We start from the raw sequence: 24,220 nt of genomic DNA, 5'->3' as shown, positions 1-24,220 counted from the left end.
CAACCCTCGAATATCAGAGTGGTCAAGCCCCGTGCAATGCCCCCAAGGAACGCTAAAAAATCTTCCCAATACCCCCTTGACAGAGGGTCACTCATATCAGCAGTAGGAATCATCAGCCTTTAGGCCGGTGAGGATGTCAATCCTGATATTCTGATCCTTCGTCGGTACCGCAGAGAGAAAAACACTGTGGTATGATTAACTTTTTAGAAATGTTGAAGAATTGATTTAAAGATCCTGCCTTAATATGTCGGAAACTACAGATAAAAATAAATTAAGTTTAGAAGGCATCGAGCAGATGCCGCTTGAACGATTTGCCGAGAATGCTTATTTAAATTACTCAATGAACGTGATCCGCGATCGCGCGCTGCCGTCCGTAAGTGACGGCATGAAGCCCGTGCAGCGCAGAATCATTTACGCAATGGCCAAGCTCGGAATCGGACCGAAGGCAAAACACGTAAAGTCTGCTCGTACCGTAGGTGAAGTGTTAGGCAAGTACCACCCTCACGGCGACAGCGCCTGCTATGAGGCTATGGTATTGATGGCCCAGCCTTTTTCTTATCGCTATCCTTTAGTTGACGGACAAGGAAATTGGGGTGATGTCGAGGATCCCAAGTCTTTTGCGGCAATGCGCTATACCGAGTCGCGCTTATCGATTTACTCCGACATCCTTTTACAGGATTTAAACACCGGCTGCGTTGATTTTATTCCAAATTTTGACGGTACGGCTGAAGAGCCCAAAGCATTACCTGCCCGTTTGCCCAATATTCTTTTAAACGGAACTACGGGGATTGCTGTCGGTATGGCTACCGATATTCCTCCGCATAATTTAACCGAGGTGGCCAATGCTGCTGTTTACCTGCTGGAAAATCCTGAGGCAAGTGTTAACGACTTAATGCAGTTCGTTCAGGGGCCTGATTACCCTTGCGGCGCTGAAATTATTACGCCTAAGTCTGATTTGCTTAAGATGTACGAAACTGGCAAAGGTATAGTTCGTCAACGCGCAGTTTATAAAGTAGAGAAGGAAGGCATTGTGGTAAGTGCGCTGCCTTTCCAGGTGTCCGGCGGTCAGGTTGAGAAGCAGATTGCCGATTTGATGGCAAAGAAAAAGCTGCCGATGGTATCTGATTTAATCAATGCCTCCGATCATAACAATCCCTGCCGTTTGATAATTGTTCCCCGTTCCAATCGAATTGATTGTGATGAGCTGATGAATCATCTGTTTGCCGTGACGGATTTGGAATCTACTTATCGCGTTAATCTTAATATCCTGGGACTTGACGGCAAGCCGCAGGTCAAGAATTTAAAGCAGATTTTAAGCGAGTGGCTGGTTTTCCGTCAGCAAACGGTGACAAAACGTTTGTCAAAACGTCTTGATAACGTTGAAAGAAGACTGCATTTGCTTGAAGGATTGCTTGTGGTTTTCTTAAATCTCGATGAGGTTATAAGAATCATTCGTGAAGAAGAAAATCCTAAAGCAAAACTTATTGAACGCTTTAATCTTACTGAAGCACAGGTGGAGTATATCCTTGAGACCAAGCTGCGCCAGCTTGCCCGTCTTGAGGAAATGAAGATAAAGGAAGAGCAGGAAAAGCTTTTAGCGGAGAAAAAGAAACTTGAGTCTCTTTTAGGCAGTCAGGCCCGCCTTAAGACTTTTATTAAAAAAGAAATTTTAGCTGATGTAAAACTTTACGGCGATGAGAGACGCTGCCCGGTAGTGGAGCGATCTGAGGCTGTGGCTTTTTCTGAAGATGATTTGATGCCGAGTACTCCCGTAACCGTAATTTTGTCTAAGATGGGGTGGGTACGTCAGGCAAGTGAATATAACGCCGATGCCGAGCATATGACGTATAGGGCCGGTGACGGTTTTAAGGATAAGGCCTCCGGAAGAAGCAACCAGCAGGCCGTGTTCATTACTAATTTAGGCAGGGCGTATAGTGTCGATATCCGCGAGCTGCCGTCAGCTCGAGGTCAAGGGGAGCCTTTGTCCTCAAAGGTAAACTTGCAGCAAGGCGAGTTTGCTGAGTATGTAATCATCGGTCAAAGTAATGATTATTTCTTGCTTGCAAGCGATAAGGCATACGGCTTTATCTGTAAATACGAAGATATCCTGACAAGACTTAAAGGCGGACGAGCTTTAGTTTCGCTCGATGCGGATGCCAAGCTGTTTGCTCCTATTAAGTTAAGCGATAAGTCAAGCGATCTTTTGGCAGTGGCAAGCCGTCAGGGTAAGCTTTTAATTTATAAGGCTGAGGATTTGCCGGTACTGCCCCGCGGCAAAGGCAATAAACTTATATCAATAGCAGGAGCCAAGCTTGATATGGGCATTGACGGCGTGGCAGCTGTAGCTGTGCTGCCGGAAGGATCTTCCATTATCATTCACTGCGGTAAGAGGATCCTTAATTTGTCTGCCTCTGAAATAACAGAAAGGCTGTCGGTACGCACGAAACGCGGAGACACGCTGCCTCGCGGCTTCCAGAAAGTCGATTGCATTGAGGTGGTAAAGGCAAAAACAAACAGCAGTGAAGAAGATCCGGCGATATTGGAATTTTCTTTGGAGTAAAAAATGAGATACCCGTTAATAGCCATACGCGTCCTGATTTTATTTGTGATGGCGTTAATTTGGCTGGTGCTCGGCTTATGCGTTTGTCTGTTTAGACCGTTTAACCGTAAAAATGTCTATGCTTTGACGCAGATGCTGCGTTTGGCGCAAGGAGTTATAGGGGTTAAAGTCATCTTGGATTTTGACGTTAAAACGGTACGTTCCAAGATGCCGGCGATATTCGTCGGTTTGCATCAAAGCAATTGGGATATCGTGACCATGGCGGACTTACCGCAGCCGGGGTTGGTTTGCGTCGGGAAAAAGAGCCTTCTTTATACTCCGATTTTCGGAATATTGTTTTTCTTGTCGGGAAACGTGCTTTTGGATAGAGAACATCGCGCTAAGGCCGGAGATACTTTTTTAAAGATTGTGAAAAAGATTAAAAACGGTTTATCGATTTGGATGTTTCCTGAAGGTACTCGTTCAGGCTACGGTCCTGTCGGTAAGTTTAAATCTGGGGCTCTGCATACGGCGCTGCTTGCTAAAGTGCCGATTATTCCCTTCGTAACCTCTACTTATGCCGGTCAAATTGATTTGGGACGATGGGATAACGGTGAAATCAAGATAAAGTTGCTGCCGATAATTGAAGGTTCGTCCTTAAATCGTCAAAGCCTGGTAAGTGATACTAAGGCTCTGCAGGATGAGATGATAAAAGCCATGCATGAACTTGATAAGACGGTAAGAAGACCTGAAGGCTATAAAATGCCTCCAGGACGTTAAGAAATGCGGTGTTTTTGTATTGTTAAATGATGTACCAGAAAGGAGCGAAGATACTGCCTAAGAATGAGTCTAAAGCAAAGATCACCAAAACGACAATCATCAGGGAGATATCTATAACTCCGATAGGCGGGATTAATTTTTGTACCGGAGCAACCAAAGGTGCTGACATTTGGTACATGAGATAGCTTATAGAACGGGTACTCGGCAGCCATGAGCATAATGCCTGCACGATTAAAATCATGAGCATAAGATAGCCAAAGCACTTAACGCAGGTAAGAACCGACATTAAAAGTCCTATTTTAATCGGCAGAATGTTGGTAATAAGGCACAGACCGACCCAGAAAACCAAGTCAAGCACAAATGCGACGACAATACCGCCTACAAAGAAATTTTTAATATGCAGACGACGGATAAAGTCGATATTGCATATGGGGTTAGTGAGCTTTAACACTGATTGCGTAAGCGGATGATAGTAATCGGCACTAGATGACTGCAGCAGAAAGCGCAGCAAAAAGAGCATGGTAAAAGCTTGAACTACTAATAAAATTAAAGAAAAAGTACTCATTAAAACATTTCCTCAAATAAATGGGTCTTTTTCATGCAGGCTTTAAAGACTTCTTCTATCATCTCTTCGAATTTAAAAGCAGTCATTTGCTGCAATCCTTCATAAGTGGTACCGCCCTTTGAGGTTACGGCTTCACGCAGAGCGCTTATAGGAGTCTCGTGATTATGAATAACCATGGAGGATGTGCCTAAACCTAATTGTTCAACGATTTTTCTTGCATCGCTTTGACTAAATCCGTATCGAATGCACTCATGTTCAACTGCTTCAAAGAAGCGGTATAAGAAAGCAGGAGCAGATCCTGCCAAAGCACCGATAGCGTTTATTCCTTCTTCAGAATTAAGCCGGCAGAGCATGCCGAGAGGTTCTAATAAAGAGGAGATTAATTTTTTATTTTTATCGTCAATCCCGTTTTCAAAATAAATGCCGGTGATGCCTAAGCCGATTTTAGCAGGGGTACTGGGCATTATTCTTACGATATAAGGGGCAGCGGTCAGGCGTCTGATACTTGCGATCTTAAAACCTGCTGCCATCGATACCAAGATTTTTGCTGAAAAATCGATGCCGTTATCTTTAAGTTCTTGAAGAACCGAAGTAAGCATTTGCGGCTTTACGCCTAAGAAAATAATATCGCTTTCTTTTGCCGCTTCTACGTTTGAGGTAGTAATTTTTGCTTTTTTATCGGCAAACTTAGCAAGCTTTTCAAGATGCGGGCCGCTTACATAAATATCATCAGCATCTTTATGGGCTCTTTTTATTCCGTCAAAGATGCAGGATGACATATTGCCGCCGCCGATGAATGCAATTTTGCTCATGTCTTTTCCTATAATTTACCGTAATTACGGGCTCCGAAAATAGCGGTTCCGATCCTTATTTCGGTAGAGCCTTCCTTTATTGCCAAATCCATATCATGGGTCATACCGATTGAAAGGATATCAAAATGGGGAAGTTTTTGCTTAAGTGAATTAAATGTTTCGTGGAGTTTGACAAAGCTTTTATCAATAATTTCCTTATCGGCTGTGTCTTCTGCAACACCCATAAGTCCGCATAATTCAAGTTGCGGCAGATTTTGAACTTCGTTTATAAGCACATCAAGATCGGCATATGAACAACCGGATTTTTGCTCTTCATTACTGATATTTACTTGAATGAGGACTTTTAAAGGCGGCAGGTTTTTAGGTCTCTGATCGCTTAAACGCTGAGCGACTTTCAAGCGATCGACGCTTTCTACTATGTCAAAAAGCTCTGCAATGTGTTTGGTTTTATTGGACTGAATCGGTCCGATAAAGTGCCATACGATATCTTTATATCCCATTTCTTTGATTTGCGGGATTTTATCTTTGGCTTCGGAAATATAAGATTCGCCAAAGTGCCTTTCGCCGGCGTTATATGCCTCAATAATTTGAGAAATCGGTTTGGTTTTGCTGACGCAAAGTAAAGTAAGGTCATTTTGAGATCTTTCTGCTCTTTGCAGACAAGAATTAATCTCATCATGCACCTTTTTTAAATTAGACGTGATATTCTCTAGCATTTTAGAAAGTTGACTCATTTTCTGGGTTGTTGCAGTATTATACGAGCATTTTGATTCGTTAAAGAAGAGGTAGGAGTATGTTCTTTATCGATCCTGAAGTTTGCACCGGATGCGGTGAGTGCAAGGATGCTTGCCCGTGCGATGCTATTTCCGAGGATGAAAACGGTCGCTGTGTTATTGATACCGATTTATGTGCAGATTGCGGGGCTTGTCTTGATGTATGTGAGTTCGGATCAATCTTTGAAGCTTCCCAAGAGGAAATTGACAGTCTGAAGATTTAGTCCAAGCCTTGTGTTTGAGGCTTAAGTAAAAAGCTTTGGAAAATCCCTGTAGGCAATTGACATAGTCTGCAGGGATTGTTTTTTTAGCTGTTTTTATCTGCCAATCTTATGGCATTGCCGGTAGTTTGATTAAGAATCGTAACGTCAAGGCGGTTGAACGGAATATTGATGTTAGCTTCGTTAAAGCGCTTTAAGGTATTGACGTTGAGGTAATCGACGGTATTTTTACGATCTCCGATTTTTTCTACGAATACTTCAACTTTAAGAGTGATGGCACTTGCGTCCATGCTGTTTACATAAATCTTATACGGTTTTTCACGTGATAAGTAAGGGCAGCGTAAGACAATGTGCTCTAAAATCTTCTTTGCTTTAACCGGATCGGCACTGTAATCAATGCCGACGCTGAATTCGATCATCGTTATAGTATTGGATAAAGACCAGTTGGTAAGTTCGGTGGTAATGAATTCACGGTTGGGGATCACGACTTCTTTATTATCAAAAGATACGACTGTGGTTGCACGAATACGGATTTTGCTTACGGTTCCTGATAGATTATTGATGGTGATGATATCGCCTACGCGTATTTGTCTTTCAAACAAAATGATAATACCTGATACGAAGTTGGCGAAAATTTCCTGGAGTCCAAAGCCAAGACCTACCGATAAAGCGGCAACGAGCCATTGCAGTTTATCCCAGCTAAGTCCTAAGGCTCCTGCCGTACAAATTATACCCAGTGCGGTAATGATGTAGGAAGTTAAAATCTTAGCCGTATAGCTGGTACTTTGATGGGCAGAGGCTACTCTCAATCTGAAAATTCGTTCCAGAATCGGCGGCAGATTACGATACAGGACAATCGTAATTAAGATAATAATTGCTGCTGAGAAGATGTTGGCAAGGGTTAAAACCGGCAGATCTTTTATTTCTCCGTTTATTGTCACGGAATTTGACCATAAAGTTACGGTATTTAGATAGCCCAAGGCACTGGTTAAGTCTTTCCACAGCTGATACAAAAATGCTGCGGTAATGCATAAGAGGATAATATTGATAAGTTTAAAAGCTTTGTTGTTGATAAATTCAAAACGCAGCTGCTCGATTTTTTCCTTCCCCTTCTTTGAGTTGTCAATAACGGCAAAACCTGGAGCTTTGATTCTTTCCGATTCTTTTTGCAAGGCGATAGCTTTGGTTTTAGCTAAAAGCTTAGCCTCAGCCACAAGCAAAGTACGGCGAACAATATTGCTTACAAGCACATATCCGCAGCATATATAGAAAGAAAACATGATACGGTTTATAAGCTTAGTTGCAGTGTAATAATATCCTAAAGCGATCATTCCGAAGAGAACAAGCGGACCTGCGATTAAAACGATGCTTTTTATATAGTCAAAAAGAGAGAAATCTTTTTGTTCAAAGGTGTTTTTAATAAATTGAGCTACTTTTATTACGATATAGAAGCTGGCAATCAGTACTAAAGTGTAGCCTAATATATCTCCTGTGGTTTTGTCGGGCTCTATTTCGCGGATATTGGTGATGACCAGAATCGGAAACATTCCCGTAAAGATTCGTTTTAAAACGGCATGGTACTGTTTTGCTTTGTCAGGCGGCAGTGAAAAATGACGCTGGGCAAGAGAGTTTAGATTTAATACTTTAATAAAGAATGTGAAAAGGAACGAGTGCCACAAAATCATGGCACAGGCATGAACCTGATTGAGCGGTGAATCAATAGTAACTAAAACAATAAGAGCCCCTATCCATGTAAGGGCTACGGTTTGAGGAATCACCAAAAGTAATTGGCATAATACTGATAACGGGGTTACGTAAAAATTATCACTTTGCTTATCGAGTTTTAATGCGGCTTTATTGTCTATGCGCAGTATTGTCTCTTTTAATGAATTGACAATAAGGGCAATCACGGTAAGCGGAATTAAAAAGATAAGAAGAGGTGCAGTACGCGCTTTGTTATCAAGCGTGAACATTAAAGAAGAATTAAAATTGGTAAGCTGGGCTTTAGCCATCGGGATAAAGCTGGTGAAGTAGTCAGAGCTTAGAGGATAGTTGCTTTTTAACCAGAATAAATGTTCATTTATGGTTGAAAGAATATCGGTTTTTAAAGAGGTAAATTCGGAATATTTAATTTTCAGACTCATAGCCGAGGTTGATGCTTCGGTCATGGATTGATAAAGCTTATCGTATAAATCTTTGCGCTGCTTGATGAGTTTTTCCAGATCTTGTTTTACAGGAGATAAATCAGGATCTTTTTTCGTCATTGCATTGACGTAACCTGCGGTATCGAAAAGAGAATCACGATAATTTCTCAGATCGTAAAGCCATAAATTAAAATTAGGCAGAAGCTCGTCTAAATTTAAAGATAATTCAATATTCGGAATTTCCTCAAGCTGGCGGTTTAACAATCTTGAAAGAATGAGGTTACCGTCAATGCGGTTAATTTGCTCATCAATATCTGATTTTATCTGTTTGACGGTTTCAAGAGCTGCTTCGACATCGTGCAGCTCCCGATTTATTTGCACGTTCTGCTGCAGTTGTTTGTCAATATAGCCTAAAAGCTGGTGGTTGATTTCAATCTCTTTATTAAGCGCAGGGCTATCGCTTATGACATTATCATTAATATCTGTATTTGATATATTTTCAGTTAAAAGCTGATTCTGCAATACCTGAGCTTTTCTTAGATACTCTTGGTAATATTGGTTCTTTATCGTGGCGGTGCGTATTTTATAGGTCGCCATATCCTGAAGCTTTGTTAAAAATAAGGTCTTTTTTTGTAAAAAATCATTTTCCTTATTTAATATTTCGATATGTTTTTCAATTACGGATAAATCAAAAGATGAAAGCGGTGATTCGGGATTATTAAGCTTATCAGTAAGATTTTGTAAGGTTAGAGCGTTTTCTGAAATAACGGTTTGAGCCTTGCTGGGCAGCGTTTGCAGATTATTAAAATCGGAATTGGCACTTGACAGATCGCTTTGTGCCTCTCTTTGCTTTAAAGTAAGATCATTGATAAGCAAGTTCAGCTCATCGGTGTTTTTAGCGGTAATTTCGGGTGCTCCGCGGCCGTAGTCAGAATTAGCCCGGTTAAATTCGTATTCAAGAGCGGAAAGAATTTTGTCGGAATTTTTTTGAATAAGGTCAAAATCTTCTATCTCTTTATTAAGGGTTGCTTCCTTTTTCAGCAGATCCGCAGCGTTGTTAAGTTCTGAAAGCTTAGTGCTTTTTTCTTCATCGCTAAGATTGGCGTCGGAATTAACTGCCTCTATTTGTTTGTTGATTACAGAAAATGATAAATCAGCAGCTTGCACTGTAGGATTTAGGGCCAAAACAATTGTAAAGAAGGCAAATAAAAAAATATTTTTAAGTAATGATGAATTGAACATTTTGAATCTGTGAAATTAAAAATAAATCTCTTTTATTATAGACATTTTTCATCTAAGTCTTTTTTTAGTGATAAGATTGCGCGAATTAAAAAGGTAAAAATTGAATTTTCTTGATTTTTATCTTGTTTTTTTACTATGCAGAAAAATTAGATTCAGTTTTCTTTCAGGAAAAAAAGCAATAGGATGCATAAAAGCTTGCATATTGCTGTTTTTATCTGTAAAATACTGGCCCACTATCCCATAACGGGTTTATTTTGCATTGATTTTGTAAACTGCGGGAGCACAACTCCTGCAAATTTTTCGGAGTTTGAGCCATGTACGCGGTTATTTTTTGCGGCGGCAAGCAGCACAAGGTCTCCGAGGGCGACGTGCTTAGCGTCGAACTCCTCGATGCCGAAGCTGGAAGCACTATTGATTTGGACAAAGTCCTTTTGATTTCTGACGGCACCAATATTAAAGTTGGCGCTCCTTACCTCGAAGGCGCAAAGGTTTCTGCCAAGGTATTGGGCGTTCACGGCGGTGAGAAGATTAAGATTGTTAAATTCCGTCGTCGTAAGCACCACCAGAAAGTCACTGGTCATCGTCAGTGGTACACCGATTTAGAAATTACCGGTATTTCCGAGTAAAGGAGTTAGGGAAAAATGGCACATAAAAAAGCCGGCGGTTCCGTTCGTAACGGTCGCGATTCTCAAGGTCAGCGTCTCGGCGTAAAGCGTTATGCCGGTGAAGTAGTCAGCGCAGGCAGCATCATCGTTCGTCAGCGCGGCACTCATTTCCATCCGGGTACTAACGTAGGTATCGGCCGTGATGACACTTTGTTCGCCAAGAAAGACGGCAAAGTCGAGTTCGTTACCCGCGGTCCTAAGAACCGTAAGTTCGTTCAGATTGTCGAGGCTGAAGTAGCCTAAGCGATCCGCGGATCAAAGAGCCTCGCAATTGCGGGGCTTTTTCATATCCGAATATCATTTTCATTGTAATTCCTGCCTTAAAATTTTTGTCTATACTGTTAATTGCCTTAGTGTTTAGGAATTAAGATTTGCCTTAAAAGCGAAGAGGGACTTTAAATGAAGTTTGTTGATGAAGCCACGATTCGTGTGGAAGCGGGAGACGGCGGAAACGGATGCGTCAGCTTTCGTCGTGAAAAATATGTACCGCGCGGCGGTCCGGACGGCGGTGACGGCGGCGACGGCGGTAATGTATATGTTGTAACCGACTCAAATCTTAATACTTTAGTCGATTATCGCTTCACTAAGTTTTATAAGGCAGAACGCGGACAAAACGGTATGAGTTCCGATTGTACCGGAGCTCGCGGTCAAGACATTTATCTGAAGGTTCCGGTCGGCACTCGTATTACTGATGCTGAGACTGCAGAAGTTTTAGGTGATTTGCGTAAAGAAAACGAAGTCTTGTGCGTGGCTCGCGGCGGACGCCACGGTTACGGCAATACCCATTTTAAGAGCCCGACCAATCGTGCGCCGCGCCAAAAGACTAACGGTACGCCGGGAGAAAGAAGAATTTTAGATCTGGAACTGCTTTTGGTTGCGGATGTCGGTTTGCTCGGTTTGCCTAATGCCGGCAAGTCAACTTTTATCCGTGCAGTGTCGGCAGCTCGTCCTAAAGTTGCAGATTACCCTTTTACTACTTTAGTTCCTAATCTTGGAGTTGTTAAGACCGGAAACGGCGAAAGTTTTGTTATTGCCGATGTCCCAGGTCTTATTGAAGGAGCATCGGAAGGTGCCGGACTCGGTCATCGTTTTTTACGGCATTTGGAACGCTGCCGCGTGCTGTTGCATTTAGTCGATGCTATGCCGGTTGACGGCTCTGATCCTGCTCGTAATGCTCAGATTATTGAACAGGAGCTAAAACAATACGCTCACGATCTTTTTGATAAGCCGCGTTATTTGGTTTTGAATAAAGCAGATCTCGTTTCTGAGGAAGAAGCTCAAGAAATTTTATCTCGGGTGGTTGACGCCCTTGAAGTTAAGCCTGAAGAAACTTTCATTATTTCGGCTTTAAAGAATGAAAATCTTAATTCTTTGCTGCACAAAGTTCAGGATCTTGTTGATAAGGTCAAGGAAGAAGAGCGGCAGAGTCCGGAAAAGGCGGTAACTTCAGAAGAATTTGTATGGACCGAGCCTGAGAAGAAAGTCGTGCTTGAAGAGGGCGACAATGATTTTGAAGATGAAGGTCCGGAATTTATTTATAGGAACTGACCGATGATATCGCTTGAGCTTATCGTAGCGCTTGCCGATAATTTCGTTATCGGCATAAATAAAGAGATCCCTTGGCATTTAAGTGAGGATTTAAAACATTTTAAAGCCGTTACTTTAAATTCCAATATTGTAATGGGCAGAAGAACATTCGAAAGTATCGGACGCCCCTTGCCTAAAAGACGCAATATTGTAATAAGCAGGGATTTATCTTTACGGGACAAAGGCGTTGAGGTCGTTTCTTCTCTTGATGAAGCATGTCGTCTCGTAGAAAAGGCGCCTAAAGAAGGATTTCCTTGTGACCGTCTTATTGTAATAGGCGGAGAGCGCCTTTATAAAGAAGCATTGCCAAAGGCTAAAGTTCTGCATTTGACGCGTATTCACCGAAGCTTTGACGGTGATACTTATTTTCCGGATTGGCAGAATCTTCCTTTTAAAAAATCTTCATCAGAAGATCATTTCTCCGATGAATGCGGTTTTGCCTATACTTTCGAAACCTGGACTTTAGGCTCTGTGTAGCCAAGACTTTTTATGCGATAGGTTTTGTCCGTGTCAAAACACCAGCAGCTTAGCCTATCGCCCCATACACAGCCTGTGTCAAGGGCTTTTACAAAAGGTCTTTGACATTTTGCACCAAGAGCTGCCCAATGCCCGAAAACCAAAGTGTACTGTTTCTTTTTACGCTGCATCGGGTTGCCTAAATCAAACCATGGATAAAGACCGTCATTTTTTACAAGTTCGGGGCTTATAGCGTTATTTTTAAAATCAAGTGCTCCGGTACGGTACATAAGCCGCATTCTGGTAAAAGAGTTTAATGTAAAGCGCCACAACTTTAACCCTGATAAGTTTTCATTGTAAATGTTGGGTTCATCACAGTACATATTTGCAAGTAAAATTTTGCGTCTTAAATCGTCACGTATAACCTTACAGGTTTCTTTAGCTGCCTTTTTGGCGAAAGTTAATTCCCATAACGGATAAATACCGGCATGGGCTACGCATAACAGCTTGGTTTTATGGATAAATAAAAGCGGTGAATTAATAAAGTATTTCACGATATCGGCACAAAGAGGAGAGTCTAAAATGACCTGCAGGTTGTCTTTCGGACGCGGAGTAACTATACCTTCGGCTACTGCTAAAAAATTCAAATCGTGATTGCCGAGCACGGAAACCGTGTTTTTCATGCTCATGACGGCTTTCATGGTTTCCACAGGGAAAGGACCGCGACCGATTAAGTCTCCGGTAAGAAGAAGTTCGTCTTTTGCTTCGTCAAATTTTATTTCTTCAAGCAATGCCATGAACTCGTTGTAGCAGCCATGGACATCTCCGATGCAGTATGTTGCCATTAAAAAACCTCGTGCTATATTTGTTAAAATGTTAGCACATCTTTTTGATACTCAAACCAAGTAGTAGATTTTAATCATAATATTGATCTTGATTTCCTCTTTTGGGGATTAAGGTTCCGTATTTGAGTTGTGTATGCCGCGAATTGCCGTTAATTTTATCCGTGATCGATTGATCCCTGCTGTAAATATTGAAGCTTTCATTGGCCAATACGTTACTTTAAAGCGTCAAAGCAGTAATAATTACACCTGCTGCTGTCCGTTTCATCATGAGAAGACTCCTTCGTTCGTGGTAACGCCGTCAAAGCAGATGTTTTATTGTTTCGGCTGTAAAGAGCACGGCAATGCCATAGATTTCGTCATGAAGTTTAAAAATTTAAGCTTCGTTGAAGCTGTTGAGGAAGTGGCACAGTTTGCAGGTCTTAATGTTGAATACGAACAAGGCAGCGGCGGTTTTGAAAAAGCGGATACGTATAAGCTTTACTATGAGCTTATGGACAGATGCGCTTCATATTTTGTCAAATGCCTGAGTTCATCTCCTGAAGGCAAAGATTACTTTATAAAAAAACGCGAATTAAGTGAAGACACGATAATTAAAGCGCGTTTGGGATATGCTCCGGATAGTTGGGATTATATTCATAATATTGCAAAAAATACTGATGAGTATAAAAAGCTGATTGAGCTTGGCATGGTCGTAGACAAAGGAGATCGCTCTTATGCGATGTTTCGCGGCCGGGTGATGATCCCTATAATCGACGGACGAGGCCGGGTTATTAGTTTCGGCGGAAGAACCTTAGGAGATGCCAAGCCTAAATATTTGAATACGGCAGAAAGCCCCATTTTCAGAAAGCGTCATGAATTGTTCGGTCTTTATGAGACTCTCCAGGCAAATCGCAATCGTCCTGCCCGCATCGTGATTGTTGAAGGATATATGGATGTCATTGCCTTGCGTCAATTCGGCTGTTCTTTTGCGGTGGCATCATTGGGTACGGCAACTACAAAAGAACAGATGGAATTGATGTTTCGGTACACCAAACAGGTGGTTTGCTGTTATGACGGTGATTTTGCCGGACGTAATGCTGCCTGGCATGCTCTTGAAACTGCGACTGCAGTTTTAAAAGCGGATAGGGAAATCCGTTTTGCATTTTTACCTCCAGAGCACGATCCTGATTCTTTAGTGCGCGCAGAAGGCTTGTCGGCTTTTACCCGAACTTTAGACGCGTCGGTGTCTTATCCTGAATTTTTAATTAAGCATATAAGCGATAAATACGATTTAAGCGATCCGGGACAGAAATCGCCGTTTTTAAATGAGGTTTTGTATTTTATTCGCAGAATTCCTGAAATGACGCTGCAGGCAGTTTGTGTGTCGGAACTTGCTAGGAAAGCAGGACTTGAAGAAGATCTTCTATATGAAATGCTAAAGTCAGTAAAGCTAAATTCTCGTGACGAAAAGGAGTGGGAAAAAGAAGCGGGTTCTATGAAAAAAGAAGGTACCGTAAATCTATTGACAACACCGATGCGCAGACTTATCGCCTTTATTTTACAGCAGCCGACTTTAGTTTCAACCGTGTATGAACGATTTAACCTTGATAAATTGCAGCACCTGTGTAAGGACGCTGCTATCAAAGGAAATGTCGATTTAAGTCTTTTTTTGAATTTGATTAAAGAAAAGCCCGATATAACTCCTGCAGGTTTTATTGAGACCGTTCGCGGCAGTGTGCGAGAGAAATATGTAAGAAATTTAATTGAAGCAGAATTTATTCCTAAAAAAGCCGACGGCTCCGAGTTTTCTCCGGAAGTCAGGGCTGACTTATTTTCAAAACTCATAAAAGAAACGCTGGGGATGCCGCTTAAACAGGAAATTGAGCGGCTGCGGCTTCGCGGAGACAGCATCACAAAAGAGGAAATGGAGGCTATGTCTTTATTAAATCGTATGCTGACAAAACACGGGATAAGCTAGCTTAATGCGCTATTTTTGTTTGCTTAAGGTTATGGATATGTGCTATTTTCCTTATTTCTCTTCACCAAATAGAGTTTTGCATGTATAATAGCGACACTTATCAAGTGGCCCTTTAGCTCAGTTGGTTAGAGCAAACGACTCATAATCGTTGGGTCCCCAGTTCGAGCCTGGGAAGGGCCACCACCTTAGAGATATCTTTTCCCCTTCTTTTCTGCATCTCTTATAAGAAGTTTCGTTTTGCAAAAGCAAAACGGCGCATTTTCATATACGCCGTTTTAACTATGATTATAATTGAAAGAGCTTATTCAAGCGGACACTCACTCTTGCTTTGAGCGACTGCAGTACGATAACGAGTACCGTCAAAAACTTGCAGCTGATAAGAGCCGTTATTATTAATCATGCGAACTTTTGAATTAATCTTAAATAAGCATGAATAAGGCTGATCAATTAATACAAGGCCGTTATCAGTATTTACGGTTAAGCGCATTCCGTCACCGCTTTCGGCAAATTTAGAACCAAGAAAACCTATTGCGGCACCGATTCCGGCTCCGATTAACGTTCCTTTAGAATCTCTTCCGATGGCCTGTCCGGCAATGGCGCCTGCTGCAGCTCCAAGCCCCGTGTTGGTTCCGGTTTCTATATTATTCTTTTGAACATCAATTACTTCTATATCCGTGATGACTCCCTCAGTGAAATAGCTCATTTTACCGACGGTACCGGTAGGGGTGGTGCAGCCTGCCATAAATACGGCAGAAGCTAAAAGAACGGGGCCTGCAAAACTGATAAAAGTTTTTTTATGCATAAAATTTCTCCAAATCATATAAAATCATTTTAATTTGATTTGAGATAAATGAGCGTAAAATAATATTAATTATCAAGAGTTTTCATTGCCCTATGGACACAAAAATTCTGACAGTAAGTTCTATTAATGATAAAGGTGAAGGCTTAGCGTTTACTGAGGGAAAAGAAATCTTTTTAGATAATGCTCTTCCTGGTGAAAAAGTAAATGCTGTGATCGGGGATCCTTTTGCTGCAGGATCAAAAAGGTGTCCGGGTAAAGTAGTGAGCTTTTTAACTCAAAGTGAGGATAGACGGGAACCTTTTTGTCCGTATTTTAAAGAGTGCGGCGGATGTCAGCTGCAGCATTGGTCATTAAAAGCGCAGCATCAATATAAAAAAGAGCAGATTAAAGCGGCGCTTATAAGTTGTAATATAACTGCGGATCCTGAAGATTTTGCAGATGAAAATCGTCCGCAAATCTGCCGTTACAAGACAATTCGCTACTTTAAAAATGCAGACGGAAAAATAAAAGCAGGATTTTATAAAAAGCGTTCTCACGATCTTATTGAAGTAGATAAATGTGCTCTTGAACCTGAATGGTTTAGTGCTTTTTTACAAGATATTACAGCTCTTTTTAATTCTTTTTCTCTTAAGGCTTATGATGAAATCACCCATAACGGTTTAATTCGTAATGTAATGCTGCGTGACGGTAAGCCTCAAAGGTTGGCCCTCATCTGTACGACGGATCTTTTATCTGAAGATTTACAAAAATCGCTTATTAAACTTGCTCAAAAGCATCAAATAAATTCATTAAATTATCTTGTAAATGATGCAAAAGGCAACCGTATATTAGGAGATAGATCGATAGTTCTTTTCGGTAAGGAATATATGCAGGCGGAGCTTTGCGGACATTTATTTAATGTAAGGCCTCATGCTTTTTTGCAGGTTAATCCATATGCAACTCTTGAGCTTTATAAAAAAGCGGTTGCGTGGTGCGGGGAGAATAAAGATGCTTTGGCGCTTGATTTATGCTGCGGAGTAGGAACAATGTCTTTGCTTTTAGCTGCGCACTTTAAAAAAGTAATAGGGGTTGAAATTGTGGAAGAAGCTGTTGCCGCAGCAAAAGAAAACGCTCAACTTAATAAATATGACAATGTAAGTTTTATAGCATCTGATTTAAAAAAGGTCTTATCGTCACTTATAAATGAGAACGTAAAAGCGGTGATTGCCGATCCGGCAAGAGCAGGTCTTGGGGAGGCCAATTGTCGGGCATTAAATCGCTTTAAAGGCGAGGTAAAGCTTGCTCTTATTTTTTGTTCTCTTACTGCTTTAAAGCGTGATTTACCGATTCTTTTAAAGGGCGGATGGAAAATTCATCAGATACAAGGTGTGGATATGTTTCCGCACTCTACGCATGTTGAGACTTTGGTTTTATTGGCGAAAAAATAGACATATATAGATATATATAGATTTAAATAGATAATATTTGATTTTAGGTAAAAATTCATTTCAAAACAAAATTAAGGATGAAAAACAGTAAATTTTGGGTTTTTCATCCTCATCTGAGAAATTAATACGCAATATTATTGTTGCTTATTCAATTGATATATTTTGAAAAAAGAGGAGTCGTAAAATCTAAATATTTAAATTTATGGCTGTAAATAATTCTTCTATCAATTAATGCCGAATGGGTAGGTGACCTGTTTTGTGCCATTTCGTTTCTTTTTTCAAGAACTGATACATATTAAAATTTGTAATTATTCCAGCTAAGAATTACAGCCATGTCTAAAGTACTTACGCAAACTCTTATATATGAAATTTTGTCTGTTGTCGAGGAAATTCCTGAGGGAAAGGTTGCAACATATGGGCAGATAGCAAAACTTATAGGACGCGATCGCAACGCACGGCTTGTAGGCTTTGTTTTAAGTAAAGTCGAGTATTACGGACGTTATCCGTGTCATCGGGTTGTCAATCATCAAGGCAGGACAGCGCCTATGTGGAGCGAGCAAAGAAGCTTGCTTGAACAAGAAGGCGTAGTTTTTAAATCCGACGGAAAAGTAGATTTAGACAAATGCCTGTGGAAAGTATGATTGTCGTATTTTTTTCTTCTGATTATTCTTTGAAAGCATAACAACGTATACGTACAAAATATTTGTGCTAAATTTTTACGGTTTTATAATTAATGGAAATGTTAAAAACAGACAACAAACGGGACACTAAATGATCATCGAAAATAAGACTTTTGATAATGAAAGAGCGCTGTATGGAAGCCACGATATCGTTCTTAAAAATTGCGCTTTTGACGGACCTGCTGACGGTGAAAGTGCTTTAAAAGAATGTTCTGATATTGATGCTCAAAATATTTTCTTTAATTTACGTTATCCTTGCTGGCATGTGCACGGTCTTAATATTTCCTCATCTGAGATGACGGATAAGTGTCGTGCGGCACTATGGTATTCAGATCATATTAGAATTCAAAATTCTAAGCTCCACGGTATTAAAGCTTTAAGAGAGTGCCGTAATGTAGAAATTACGGGATCTGACATCATTTCTCCTGAGTTCGGCTGGTCGGTTACTAATATTAGGATGGAAAAGAGTAAAGCGCAAAGTGAGTATTTCATGATGCGTTCTGAACATATTGAATTTAAAGAAGTTGAGTTTTCAGGAAAATATTCTTTTCAATATATAAAAGATGCGGTTTTTGATAACTGCCGCTTTGATACCAAAGATGCTTTTTGGCATGCCGAGCATGTTTTGGTTCGCGGCAGCCTTGTAAAAGGCGAATATCTTGCCTGGTATTCAAAAAACGTTACTTTTGAAAATTGCACAATTATCGGTACGCAGCCGCTTTGTTACTGTGAAAATTTAAGACTGATTAACTGCAGAATGCTTGAGACCGATTTGAGTTTTGAAAAATCTGAAGTGGAAGCCGATATTACGACTGAAGTTTTAAGTATCAAAAACCCCTCTTCGGGCATAATCAGAGTTCCTGCTGTTAAAGAAATAATTCGCGACGACCCGAAGGTAAAAGCGCGTATTGAGGTTGCAGGTAAAGTAGTGGATTAAAAGATTTTGGAGTTTTATGCAGAGCGTTAAATTAAATAACGGCATTGAAATGCCGTTAATCGGTTTTGGCGTTTTTCAAATTCCGGAAAATGAATGTGAAGATGTCGTTGTAAACGCAATTAAAAGCGGTTATCGCTTAATCGATACGGCAAGTTCATATAAAAATGAAGAGGCGGTAGGCCGCGCTATTAGTCGAGCTCAAAATGAATTAGGCGTTGAGCGTAAGGACTTGTTTGTTACGACTAAAGCTTTCATCCAAGAAATGGGTTATGACAAAACGCTTAAGGCTTTTGATGAGTCTTTGTCGCGTCTTTCAATTGACTATCTTGATTTGTATCTGATTCATATGCCTTTTGGCGATTATTACGGTTCTTACCGTGCTCTTGAATCTTTGTATAAAGAAGGAAGAGTAAAAGCTATCGGTGTATGTAATTTTTTACCAGACAGACTTCTTGATCTGTGTAATAACGTTACGGTTATCCCGCAGGTAAATCAGATTGAGCACCATCCGCATTATCAGCGCCGGGAAGATTTGGATTTAATGCAACAGTTTAACATTCAGCCTGAGGCTTGGGCTCCCTTTGCTGAAGGCCTTAAGGGAATGTTTGATGAGCCGGTGCTCAAAGATATAGCTCAAAAATACGGAAAAACTCCGGCACAGGTGATTTTGCGCTGGAATATTGAGCAAGGGATTGTTGTGATCCCGAAGACGGTGCATGAAAAGCGAATGATGGAAAATTTTAATGTCTTTGATTTTGCGCTTGATGCTCAAGATATGGCGAAAATTAAAACTCTAGATAAGAATTGTCCGTCAATGCTTGATACGCGCAATCTAAACGAAATTCGTCGCGTTTATGATTATTTAAAAAATCCGGTGCTGACAAGTTTGTAGTTGTTGCGATTTTGAATTTAAATAAAAAATTATTCTTGACTCCGCATGGAGCAAGGCGGAGTCTAGGTTTTATCAAAAAAGCTCAGCAGCTAAAACCCAAAAGGAGATCTGTGTGCGGTGGATCCTCAGGCACGGATTAAAGGGAAATACAAGGCGCAAAATGTTATTTCCTGTCTCCCCTATTATTATGAGTTTAAGATATGTTTAACTGTAAAATTTCTTCTGTCTTAAGTCCCGTTGCTTCAGCAATTTTATCTACAGACAAATTCATTTTCAGCAATGTCTTTGCCGTTTCAAGTGCTTGGGCTTTGCGGCCCTTTTCAAGACCTTTTTTAATACCTCTTTCTTCGCCTTTAAGCTCGGCAGTGCTCATATGCGAGACATAATCCATTTCATAGCGCTCGGCGGCCTCATAGCGCAGCATTTCTTCTTTATCTTTGCTAAACACTTTCTCCACCTCCGCAAGCTCTTTAAAGATGTCATCCTCAGGTATTATAACTTTACCTGCAGGAGCTTTGGCTCCTAAGTAGGTTACCTACTTTTCAAGCCTCGTCATTACACCGTGCTCTTTCTTTTGCATTATGGGAAATTCCACAAAATGAAAAGTTACGATGTCACTAAGGCGTGAATGCTCGTCATCTTCATTGAAATGATAGCATGAGTGATAGTTTTTGGTACTTAAGTGATTGTGGGTTAGGAAATTAATTATGATAACGGGTGTAAGTTTATGGTAAGTAATGCCGCGGGTAATTTCACTGCCTAAGACTTTGGCTGCATAGTAATAAGCGCGGGCTCCGATGTCTTTTTCGACGTACTGCTGAATTTCAATGGTGCAGATACGCTTTCTTGTTCTGGCTCTAATATCAAGAATACCGATTTTATCTTCGTCATGACGCGGGGGAAAGAACCCTGTCTTCTAAAAATACATCCAAAATTTTCTCGTCCTCAGGATGACGGCCCTTATCGAAGATAACGGCATTTAATAAATCGATAAGAAAGGCTTTATGCTCTTTTCTTGAAAGAATGTGCTTAGAAAAAACATCGTTGGTGCGCTTAAGGGAAACTAAAGGGGAAACGAATTTAAATGACATAAAGTACCTCTAAAATAAAAAAGAGGAGTAATTGTGCCTTAAGAAAAAGAGGAGACTTGGCTGGTTTGTTTCACTTTTGTAGTGTTTTTAAAAATTACGCTTTTAAATCAATAAAATAGATTTGTGTCTAGAAATACGCCCTCATTTGGGGGCGTAAAAAGATATTTGAAAATCCGGGCTTAATTAAGCAATAGCAAAGCTGATTTTCTTGCATGAATTAATGTAGTGTCAAATACCGGAATCGGTAAGTCCTTTTGCGAGATTAAAAGTCCGATTTCTGTGCAGCCGAGAATTACTCCCTGCGCTCCTTTTTGCTGTAAAGAGGATATTATTCGTACATATTCTTGGCGTGATTTTTCAGAGATGATACCGCGGCAAAGTTCATCGTAAATAACGTGGTTTACTATTTCAATATCTTTCTCCTCAGGAATAAGTACTTTGATATTTTTGTCATTGATTCGGCTCTTGTAAAAATCCTGAGTCATTGTGTACTTGGTGCCAAGTAAAGCTACAGTTTTGATATTGGCTTTAATAAGTTCATCAGCGGTTGCGTCGGCAATATGTAAAATCGGAATAGTTATGCACGATTGAATTTGCGGTGCTACTTTGTGCATGGTGTTAGTGCAGATAGCAATGAAATCGGCTCCGGCTTTTTCAAGACGGCATGCTGCATCGGCTAAGATCTGGGCACTTTGTTCCCAATTACCGCTTGCCTGAAGCTTTTCAATTTCAGCAAAATCGACGCTGTACATTAATATTTTTGCCGAGTGCAGACCGCCAAGCTTTTCCTTTACCGTTTCATTAATGATTTGATAGTAGGTTACTGTACTTTCCCAGCTCATGCCGCCTAATAATCCTACAGTTTTCATATCGTTTCCTCTGATTATGCATTATCTTCGATAAGAATTTTAGCCCTTATTGTTCTATATCGTAGGGTAAAAAGATTATTGCTTATTTTTGGTTCAGATGACCAAGTGAATATTTTGAGGAATGAAAGGTTTTAGTTTTTGGGGTTTTCTGAGGATGAAAAAAATCGGTCCGAGCGGACCGATTTAAATGAAGATTTGTGATTAAGCCTGGAGGTTATTGTTTTCAAGAATAACTTCACGGGTAAAGACACGCTCGCAATAATGGCAACGCATCATTACCTGATCTCCTTGCTTGAAAATCTTAAAGCGCGGGGTTGCGGCTTTTTCCATATGGGTTACGCAATTGCTGTTAGGGCAGGAGAATGCTCCGACGGACTCAAGCGGCAAGCGCAGATTGTATTTATCAATGACTTTGTAGTCTTTGATATTGTTAATGGTTGCGTTAGGAGCCAAAATAGCCAGCTGCTCGGTTTCGCTTGGGGAGAAAGTAACATCGGCAATCTTGATGATGTCTTTGCTGCCGAGCTCGCCTGATCTTAAATTAAATCCGACGGTAATATGATTGTGTTTGCCAAGGAAGTTGAACAAACGCAGGATATTCATTGCCTGACCCGGGGCGATATGATCGATTACGGTACCGTTGGCGATAGCCTCGACCATTAATTTGCCTTTGGAGACATCAGCGGTCTTAGTTGCTTCACTCATGTTAGATCTCCTTATTTAAAACCAAGGACAAGAGAGCCTGACGGGCATAAACTCCGTTTGCTGCTTGTTGGAAGTAGTAGGCGTGGCTTGACTTATCGACATCCAAGGTGATTTCGTCGATACGCGGCAACGGATGCAGGATCTTCATGTTGGATTTGGCTTCGGTAAGCATTGAAGAGTTTAATATGAATTTAGAACGCAGATGCTGATATTCAGTTTCGTCAAAACGCTCTTTCTGCACACGAGTCATATAAAGGATGTCAACTTCAGGGATGACTTCTTCAATGGTTCTGTGTACTGAGTACTTGATGCCGGCGCGATCCAAATGATCGAGAATATATTTGGGCATGGCAAGTGATTCGGGGGATACTAAATAGATACGTGCATTGTAAAGGGAGAGAGCCTCGGCAAGCGAATGTACGGTGCGTCCGTATTTTAAATCACCGACGAAAGCTATTTTAATTTCATCCAAATGACCTTGAGTCTCTTTAATGGTAAAGAGATCAAGCAATGTCTGTGACGGATGCTGGTTGGCTCCGTCTCCTGCGTTAATGACCGGAACCGGTGAAATGTCGGCGGCCAAACGAGCGGCGCCTTCCATATGATGGCGCATGACCAGAGCATCAACGTATGAGGTGATGATGCGGATTGAGTCTGTAAGGGTCTCGCCTTTTTTGCCAAGCGAAGTGTTGGATGCGTCGGCAAAGCCGATAACGCGTCCGCCTAAACGATTAATGGCAGTTTCAAAAGAAAGACGGGTACGGGTAGATCCTTCAAAGAAGGTAACGCCGATAAGTCTTCCTTTTAAAAGATCATCACGGGGATTATCTTTTAATTTTTGGGCGGTGTCTAAAACTAATTCAAAATGATCGCGGGTAAATTCCGAAATGGAAATGATATCTTTTTGAAAGAGGGGATTTGTCATTGATAGTGTCCCTTTAAGTAAACTGTGTGACAGTCGGAACGGGACGCATAGAGGCACGCTTTTCAGGAAAACGCACGCTTTTGCGCTGCTCCTGAAAACTTTATTATACAGATCTGTAAGCCGTTTTTATTCGTAAAAAGTAAAAAATATTTTTGTTGATTTTTTATTTGTTTGTTTTGTAAATACTTTTTGTTTTAGACTTTGAAAAATTTTTGTGTGCCCTTTACGAAAGTGTTCAAACTATCAAGTGTAAGACGGTTACCAAAAAGTGCGTACTTGTTAAAAATTTTGCTTTTTATATGATTAAGCAAAATTTTTAAAGGAGAGCAAAAATGGAAAACATTAAACTTATTAACGCCGACTTAAATGCTGCTCGTACCGAATTTCATGAGCTTTTGTCTTTAACAGGCGCTGAGGTGTCTTACAACAATTTACCTAAAGATGTAGAAATTCCCTTTGTACATTCCCATAAAGAAAATGAGGAGTTTTACCTGATATTAAAAGGCACCGGTAAATTTTATGCCGACGGTCAGCTTTTTGACTTAAAAGAAGGGTCTGCTCTTAAAGTAAAACCGCAGGTCAAGCGCTGCATTAAGGCAGGTCCTGACGGCATCAGCTATATCTGCATTCAGGCAAAAGAAAATTCTTTGTCACAATTTACTTTGACAGATGCTGTTATCGCTGAGGAAAAAGCGGTATTTTAACTAAAGTAAAAAACTTTAGTTAATTTGTAAAAGTAAAAGTCTGATGGTACGTAAAAATGAGTTGCCGGCATGCCCTGTTGCTGTTACCGTAAGTTTAATCGGCAGTAAATGGAAACTGCTGATTCTGCGCGATTTGACGGCAAAGGTATGTCGTTTTAATGAATTAAAACGCTCGCTTGTAGGCGTTAGTCATAAGATGCTCGCGCAATCTTTACGTGAACTTGAGACAGACGGCATAGTGTCGCGTACTGTCTTTGAAGGTAAAGTTCCCCATGTCGAGTATGAATTAACGGCATTAGGCAGAAGCATGGATCCGATTTTAAAAGCTATGGCTCAGTGGGGAGAAAAGTATAAAAAAGACAATGTTTTAAACGATTAATGCAAAAAAGCCGTGAAATCATCTTTACATTTATCTTTTTTCTGCATATAATTTTGCCACTTTCTGCAGGAGCATAGTTCCAATGGTAGAACAGCGGTCTCCAAAACCGACGGTTGAGGGTTCGAGTCCTTCTGCTCCTGCCAATTTAAGCATCACGAGTTGATGCTTTTATTGTTTCTGGGCTTCTCCTTCCTAAATTTACAGTCTAGGTAAAATCATCTTT

At 40.7% G+C, this 24,220-nt stretch carries 26 protein-coding genes and 2 tRNA genes; 16 read left to right on the top strand and 12 right to left on the bottom strand.

The window, feature by feature from the left end; translation table 11 throughout:
- Positions 1-244: 244 nt before the first annotated feature.
- Together parC and HMPREF9444_RS00230 are read left to right on the top strand one after the other, a co-directional pair.
- Complete coding sequence (gene parC, locus HMPREF9444_RS00235; RefSeq protein ID WP_009142277.1) at positions 245-2,560, top strand: DNA topoisomerase IV subunit A; 2,316 nt, start codon at positions 245-247, stop codon at positions 2,558-2,560.
- 3 nt (positions 2,561-2,563) lie between these two features.
- Positions 2,564-3,319: a 1-acylglycerol-3-phosphate O-acyltransferase gene (locus HMPREF9444_RS00230; RefSeq protein WP_009142276.1), complete on the top strand. Its 756-nt coding sequence runs from the start codon at positions 2,564-2,566 to the stop codon at positions 3,317-3,319.
- A gap of 22 nt (positions 3,320-3,341) precedes the next feature.
- On the opposite strand, the gene HMPREF9444_RS00225 is transcribed toward HMPREF9444_RS00230, so the two are convergent.
- The 3 genes from HMPREF9444_RS00225 to HMPREF9444_RS00215 are packed head-to-tail and all read right to left on the bottom strand — an operon-like array spanning position 3,342 to position 5,412.
- Positions 3,342-3,884 carry a YggT family protein gene (locus tag HMPREF9444_RS00225; RefSeq protein WP_009142275.1) on the bottom strand — a complete coding sequence of 181 codons (543 nt, stop codon included), beginning with the start codon at positions 3,882-3,884 and terminating at the stop codon, positions 3,342-3,344.
- A complete protein-coding gene (gene proC, locus HMPREF9444_RS00220) occupies positions 3,884-4,696 on the bottom strand; it encodes a pyrroline-5-carboxylate reductase (RefSeq protein ID WP_009142274.1) in 813 nt (270 codons plus the stop codon). The genes HMPREF9444_RS00225 and proC overlap by 1 nt, the downstream gene beginning before the upstream one ends.
- An 8-nt stretch (positions 4,697-4,704) precedes the next feature.
- Positions 4,705-5,412, bottom strand: coding sequence for a YggS family pyridoxal phosphate-dependent enzyme (locus tag HMPREF9444_RS00215; protein WP_040908981.1), 708 nt, complete (start codon positions 5,410-5,412; stop codon positions 4,705-4,707).
- A gap of 77 nt (positions 5,413-5,489) precedes the next feature.
- On the opposite strand from HMPREF9444_RS00215, the gene HMPREF9444_RS00210 reads away from it, so the two are divergent.
- Entirely contained in the window at positions 5,490-5,693 is a 204-nt protein-coding gene (locus HMPREF9444_RS00210) for a 4Fe-4S binding protein (RefSeq protein ID WP_009142272.1), read from the top strand.
- Between the two features lie 83 nt (positions 5,694-5,776).
- On the opposite strand, the gene HMPREF9444_RS00205 is transcribed toward HMPREF9444_RS00210, so the two are convergent.
- Complete coding sequence (locus tag HMPREF9444_RS00205) at positions 5,777-9,076, bottom strand: mechanosensitive ion channel domain-containing protein (RefSeq protein ID WP_009142271.1); 3,300 nt, start codon at positions 9,074-9,076, stop codon at positions 5,777-5,779.
- A gap of 314 nt (positions 9,077-9,390) precedes the next feature.
- Here HMPREF9444_RS00205 and rplU point away from each other — a divergent pair, with 314 nt between their 5' ends.
- The 4 genes from rplU to HMPREF9444_RS00185 all read left to right on the top strand — a co-directional run bounded on the left by rplU (position 9,391) and on the right by HMPREF9444_RS00185 (position 11,805).
- The gene (rplU, locus tag HMPREF9444_RS00200) at positions 9,391-9,702 is read left to right on the top strand and encodes a 50S ribosomal protein L21 (protein ID WP_040908978.1); all 312 of its coding nucleotides are present in this window, start codon (positions 9,391-9,393) and stop codon (positions 9,700-9,702) included.
- A gap of 15 nt (positions 9,703-9,717) precedes the next feature.
- A complete protein-coding gene (gene rpmA / locus HMPREF9444_RS00195) occupies positions 9,718-9,984 on the top strand; it encodes a 50S ribosomal protein L27 (protein WP_009142269.1) in 267 nt (88 codons plus the stop codon).
- A gap of 156 nt (positions 9,985-10,140) precedes the next feature.
- Entirely contained in the window at positions 10,141-11,289 is a 1,149-nt protein-coding gene (gene cgtA / locus HMPREF9444_RS00190; RefSeq protein ID WP_009142268.1) for an Obg family GTPase CgtA, read from the top strand.
- 3 nt (positions 11,290-11,292) lie between these two features.
- On the top strand, positions 11,293-11,805 hold the full coding sequence (locus HMPREF9444_RS00185) for a dihydrofolate reductase (RefSeq protein ID WP_009142267.1): 513 nt from the start codon (positions 11,293-11,295) through the stop codon (positions 11,803-11,805).
- On the opposite strand, the gene HMPREF9444_RS00180 is transcribed toward HMPREF9444_RS00185, so the two are convergent.
- A complete protein-coding gene (locus HMPREF9444_RS00180; RefSeq protein ID WP_040908977.1) occupies positions 11,769-12,629 on the bottom strand; it encodes a symmetrical bis(5'-nucleosyl)-tetraphosphatase in 861 nt (286 codons plus the stop codon). The two genes, HMPREF9444_RS00185 and HMPREF9444_RS00180, sit on opposite strands and share 37 nt — an antisense overlap.
- A 133-nt stretch (positions 12,630-12,762) precedes the next feature.
- Here HMPREF9444_RS00180 and dnaG point away from each other — a divergent pair, with 133 nt between their 5' ends.
- Positions 12,763-14,586 (top strand): DNA primase, encoded by a 1,824-nt coding sequence (gene dnaG, locus HMPREF9444_RS10380; protein WP_009142265.1) that lies wholly within the window; start codon positions 12,763-12,765, stop codon positions 14,584-14,586.
- A 106-nt stretch (positions 14,587-14,692) separates the two neighbouring features.
- Positions 14,693-14,769: transfer RNA gene (locus HMPREF9444_RS00170), tRNA-Ile, on the top strand.
- A gap of 118 nt (positions 14,770-14,887) precedes the next feature.
- Here HMPREF9444_RS00170 and HMPREF9444_RS00165 read toward each other — a convergent pair.
- Positions 14,888-15,388, bottom strand: coding sequence for a YMGG-like glycine zipper-containing protein (locus HMPREF9444_RS00165; RefSeq protein ID WP_040908976.1), 501 nt, complete (start codon positions 15,386-15,388; stop codon positions 14,888-14,890).
- Between the two features lie 92 nt (positions 15,389-15,480).
- On the opposite strand from HMPREF9444_RS00165, the gene rlmD reads away from it, so the two are divergent.
- The 4 genes from rlmD (at position 15,481) to HMPREF9444_RS00145 (ending at position 19,324) form a co-directional block, all read left to right on the top strand.
- Entirely contained in the window at positions 15,481-16,815 is a 1,335-nt protein-coding gene (rlmD, locus tag HMPREF9444_RS00160; RefSeq protein ID WP_009142263.1) for a 23S rRNA (uracil(1939)-C(5))-methyltransferase RlmD, read from the top strand.
- A gap of 332 nt (positions 16,816-17,147) precedes the next feature.
- Entirely contained in the window at positions 17,148-17,456 is a 309-nt protein-coding gene (locus HMPREF9444_RS00155) for an MGMT family protein (protein WP_009142262.1), read from the top strand.
- Positions 17,457-17,586: 130 nt separating this feature from the next.
- Positions 17,587-18,432 carry a DUF3737 family protein gene (locus tag HMPREF9444_RS00150; protein ID WP_009142261.1) on the top strand — a complete coding sequence of 282 codons (846 nt, stop codon included), beginning with the start codon at positions 17,587-17,589 and terminating at the stop codon, positions 18,430-18,432.
- Between the two features lie 16 nt (positions 18,433-18,448).
- Positions 18,449-19,324 carry an aldo/keto reductase gene (locus HMPREF9444_RS00145; RefSeq protein WP_009142260.1) on the top strand — a complete coding sequence of 292 codons (876 nt, stop codon included), beginning with the start codon at positions 18,449-18,451 and terminating at the stop codon, positions 19,322-19,324.
- Positions 19,325-19,517: 193 nt separating this feature from the next.
- On the opposite strand, the gene HMPREF9444_RS00140 is transcribed toward HMPREF9444_RS00145, so the two are convergent.
- From HMPREF9444_RS00140 to pyrB, 6 genes are all read right to left on the bottom strand, one after another.
- Positions 19,518-19,772, bottom strand: a complete 255-nt coding sequence (locus HMPREF9444_RS00140) for a hypothetical protein (protein ID WP_040908975.1) — start codon at positions 19,770-19,772, stop codon at positions 19,518-19,520.
- 87 nt (positions 19,773-19,859) lie between these two features.
- A complete protein-coding gene (locus HMPREF9444_RS11375; RefSeq protein WP_407083895.1) occupies positions 19,860-20,162 on the bottom strand; it encodes a PD-(D/E)XK nuclease family transposase in 303 nt (100 codons plus the stop codon).
- 49 nt (positions 20,163-20,211) lie between these two features.
- A complete protein-coding gene (locus tag HMPREF9444_RS00135; RefSeq protein WP_009142258.1) occupies positions 20,212-20,415 on the bottom strand; it encodes a hypothetical protein in 204 nt (67 codons plus the stop codon).
- Positions 20,416-20,594: 179 nt separating this feature from the next.
- Entirely contained in the window at positions 20,595-21,284 is a 690-nt protein-coding gene (locus HMPREF9444_RS00130; RefSeq protein WP_009142257.1) for an aspartate/glutamate racemase family protein, read from the bottom strand.
- Positions 21,285-21,485: 201 nt separating this feature from the next.
- Positions 21,486-21,989 carry an aspartate carbamoyltransferase regulatory subunit gene (pyrI, locus tag HMPREF9444_RS00125; protein WP_009142256.1) on the bottom strand — a complete coding sequence of 168 codons (504 nt, stop codon included), beginning with the start codon at positions 21,987-21,989 and terminating at the stop codon, positions 21,486-21,488.
- A gap of 1 nt (position 21,990) precedes the next feature.
- Positions 21,991-22,914, bottom strand: coding sequence for an aspartate carbamoyltransferase (gene pyrB, locus HMPREF9444_RS00120; RefSeq protein ID WP_009142255.1), 924 nt, complete (start codon positions 22,912-22,914; stop codon positions 21,991-21,993).
- A gap of 332 nt (positions 22,915-23,246) precedes the next feature.
- Between pyrB and HMPREF9444_RS00115 the strand changes: the two genes are divergently transcribed.
- The 3 genes from HMPREF9444_RS00115 (at position 23,247) to HMPREF9444_RS00105 (ending at position 24,140) form a co-directional block, all read left to right on the top strand.
- On the top strand, positions 23,247-23,618 hold the full coding sequence (locus HMPREF9444_RS00115; RefSeq protein WP_009142254.1) for a cupin domain-containing protein: 372 nt from the start codon (positions 23,247-23,249) through the stop codon (positions 23,616-23,618).
- Between the two features lie 43 nt (positions 23,619-23,661).
- Positions 23,662-23,997: a winged helix-turn-helix transcriptional regulator gene (locus HMPREF9444_RS00110; RefSeq protein ID WP_009142253.1), complete on the top strand. Its 336-nt coding sequence runs from the start codon at positions 23,662-23,664 to the stop codon at positions 23,995-23,997.
- A gap of 67 nt (positions 23,998-24,064) precedes the next feature.
- Positions 24,065-24,140: transfer RNA gene (locus HMPREF9444_RS00105), tRNA-Trp, on the top strand.
- Positions 24,141-24,220: the final 80 nt, after the last annotated feature.

It is taken from the genome of Succinatimonas hippei YIT 12066 (assembly GCF_000188195.1).
In the GTDB taxonomy this organism is placed as follows: Bacteria; Pseudomonadota; Gammaproteobacteria; order Enterobacterales; family Succinivibrionaceae; genus Succinatimonas; species Succinatimonas hippei.
The sequence above is the reverse complement of the archived record's forward strand: the minus strand, read 5'-3'. Positions and strand labels throughout refer to the sequence as shown.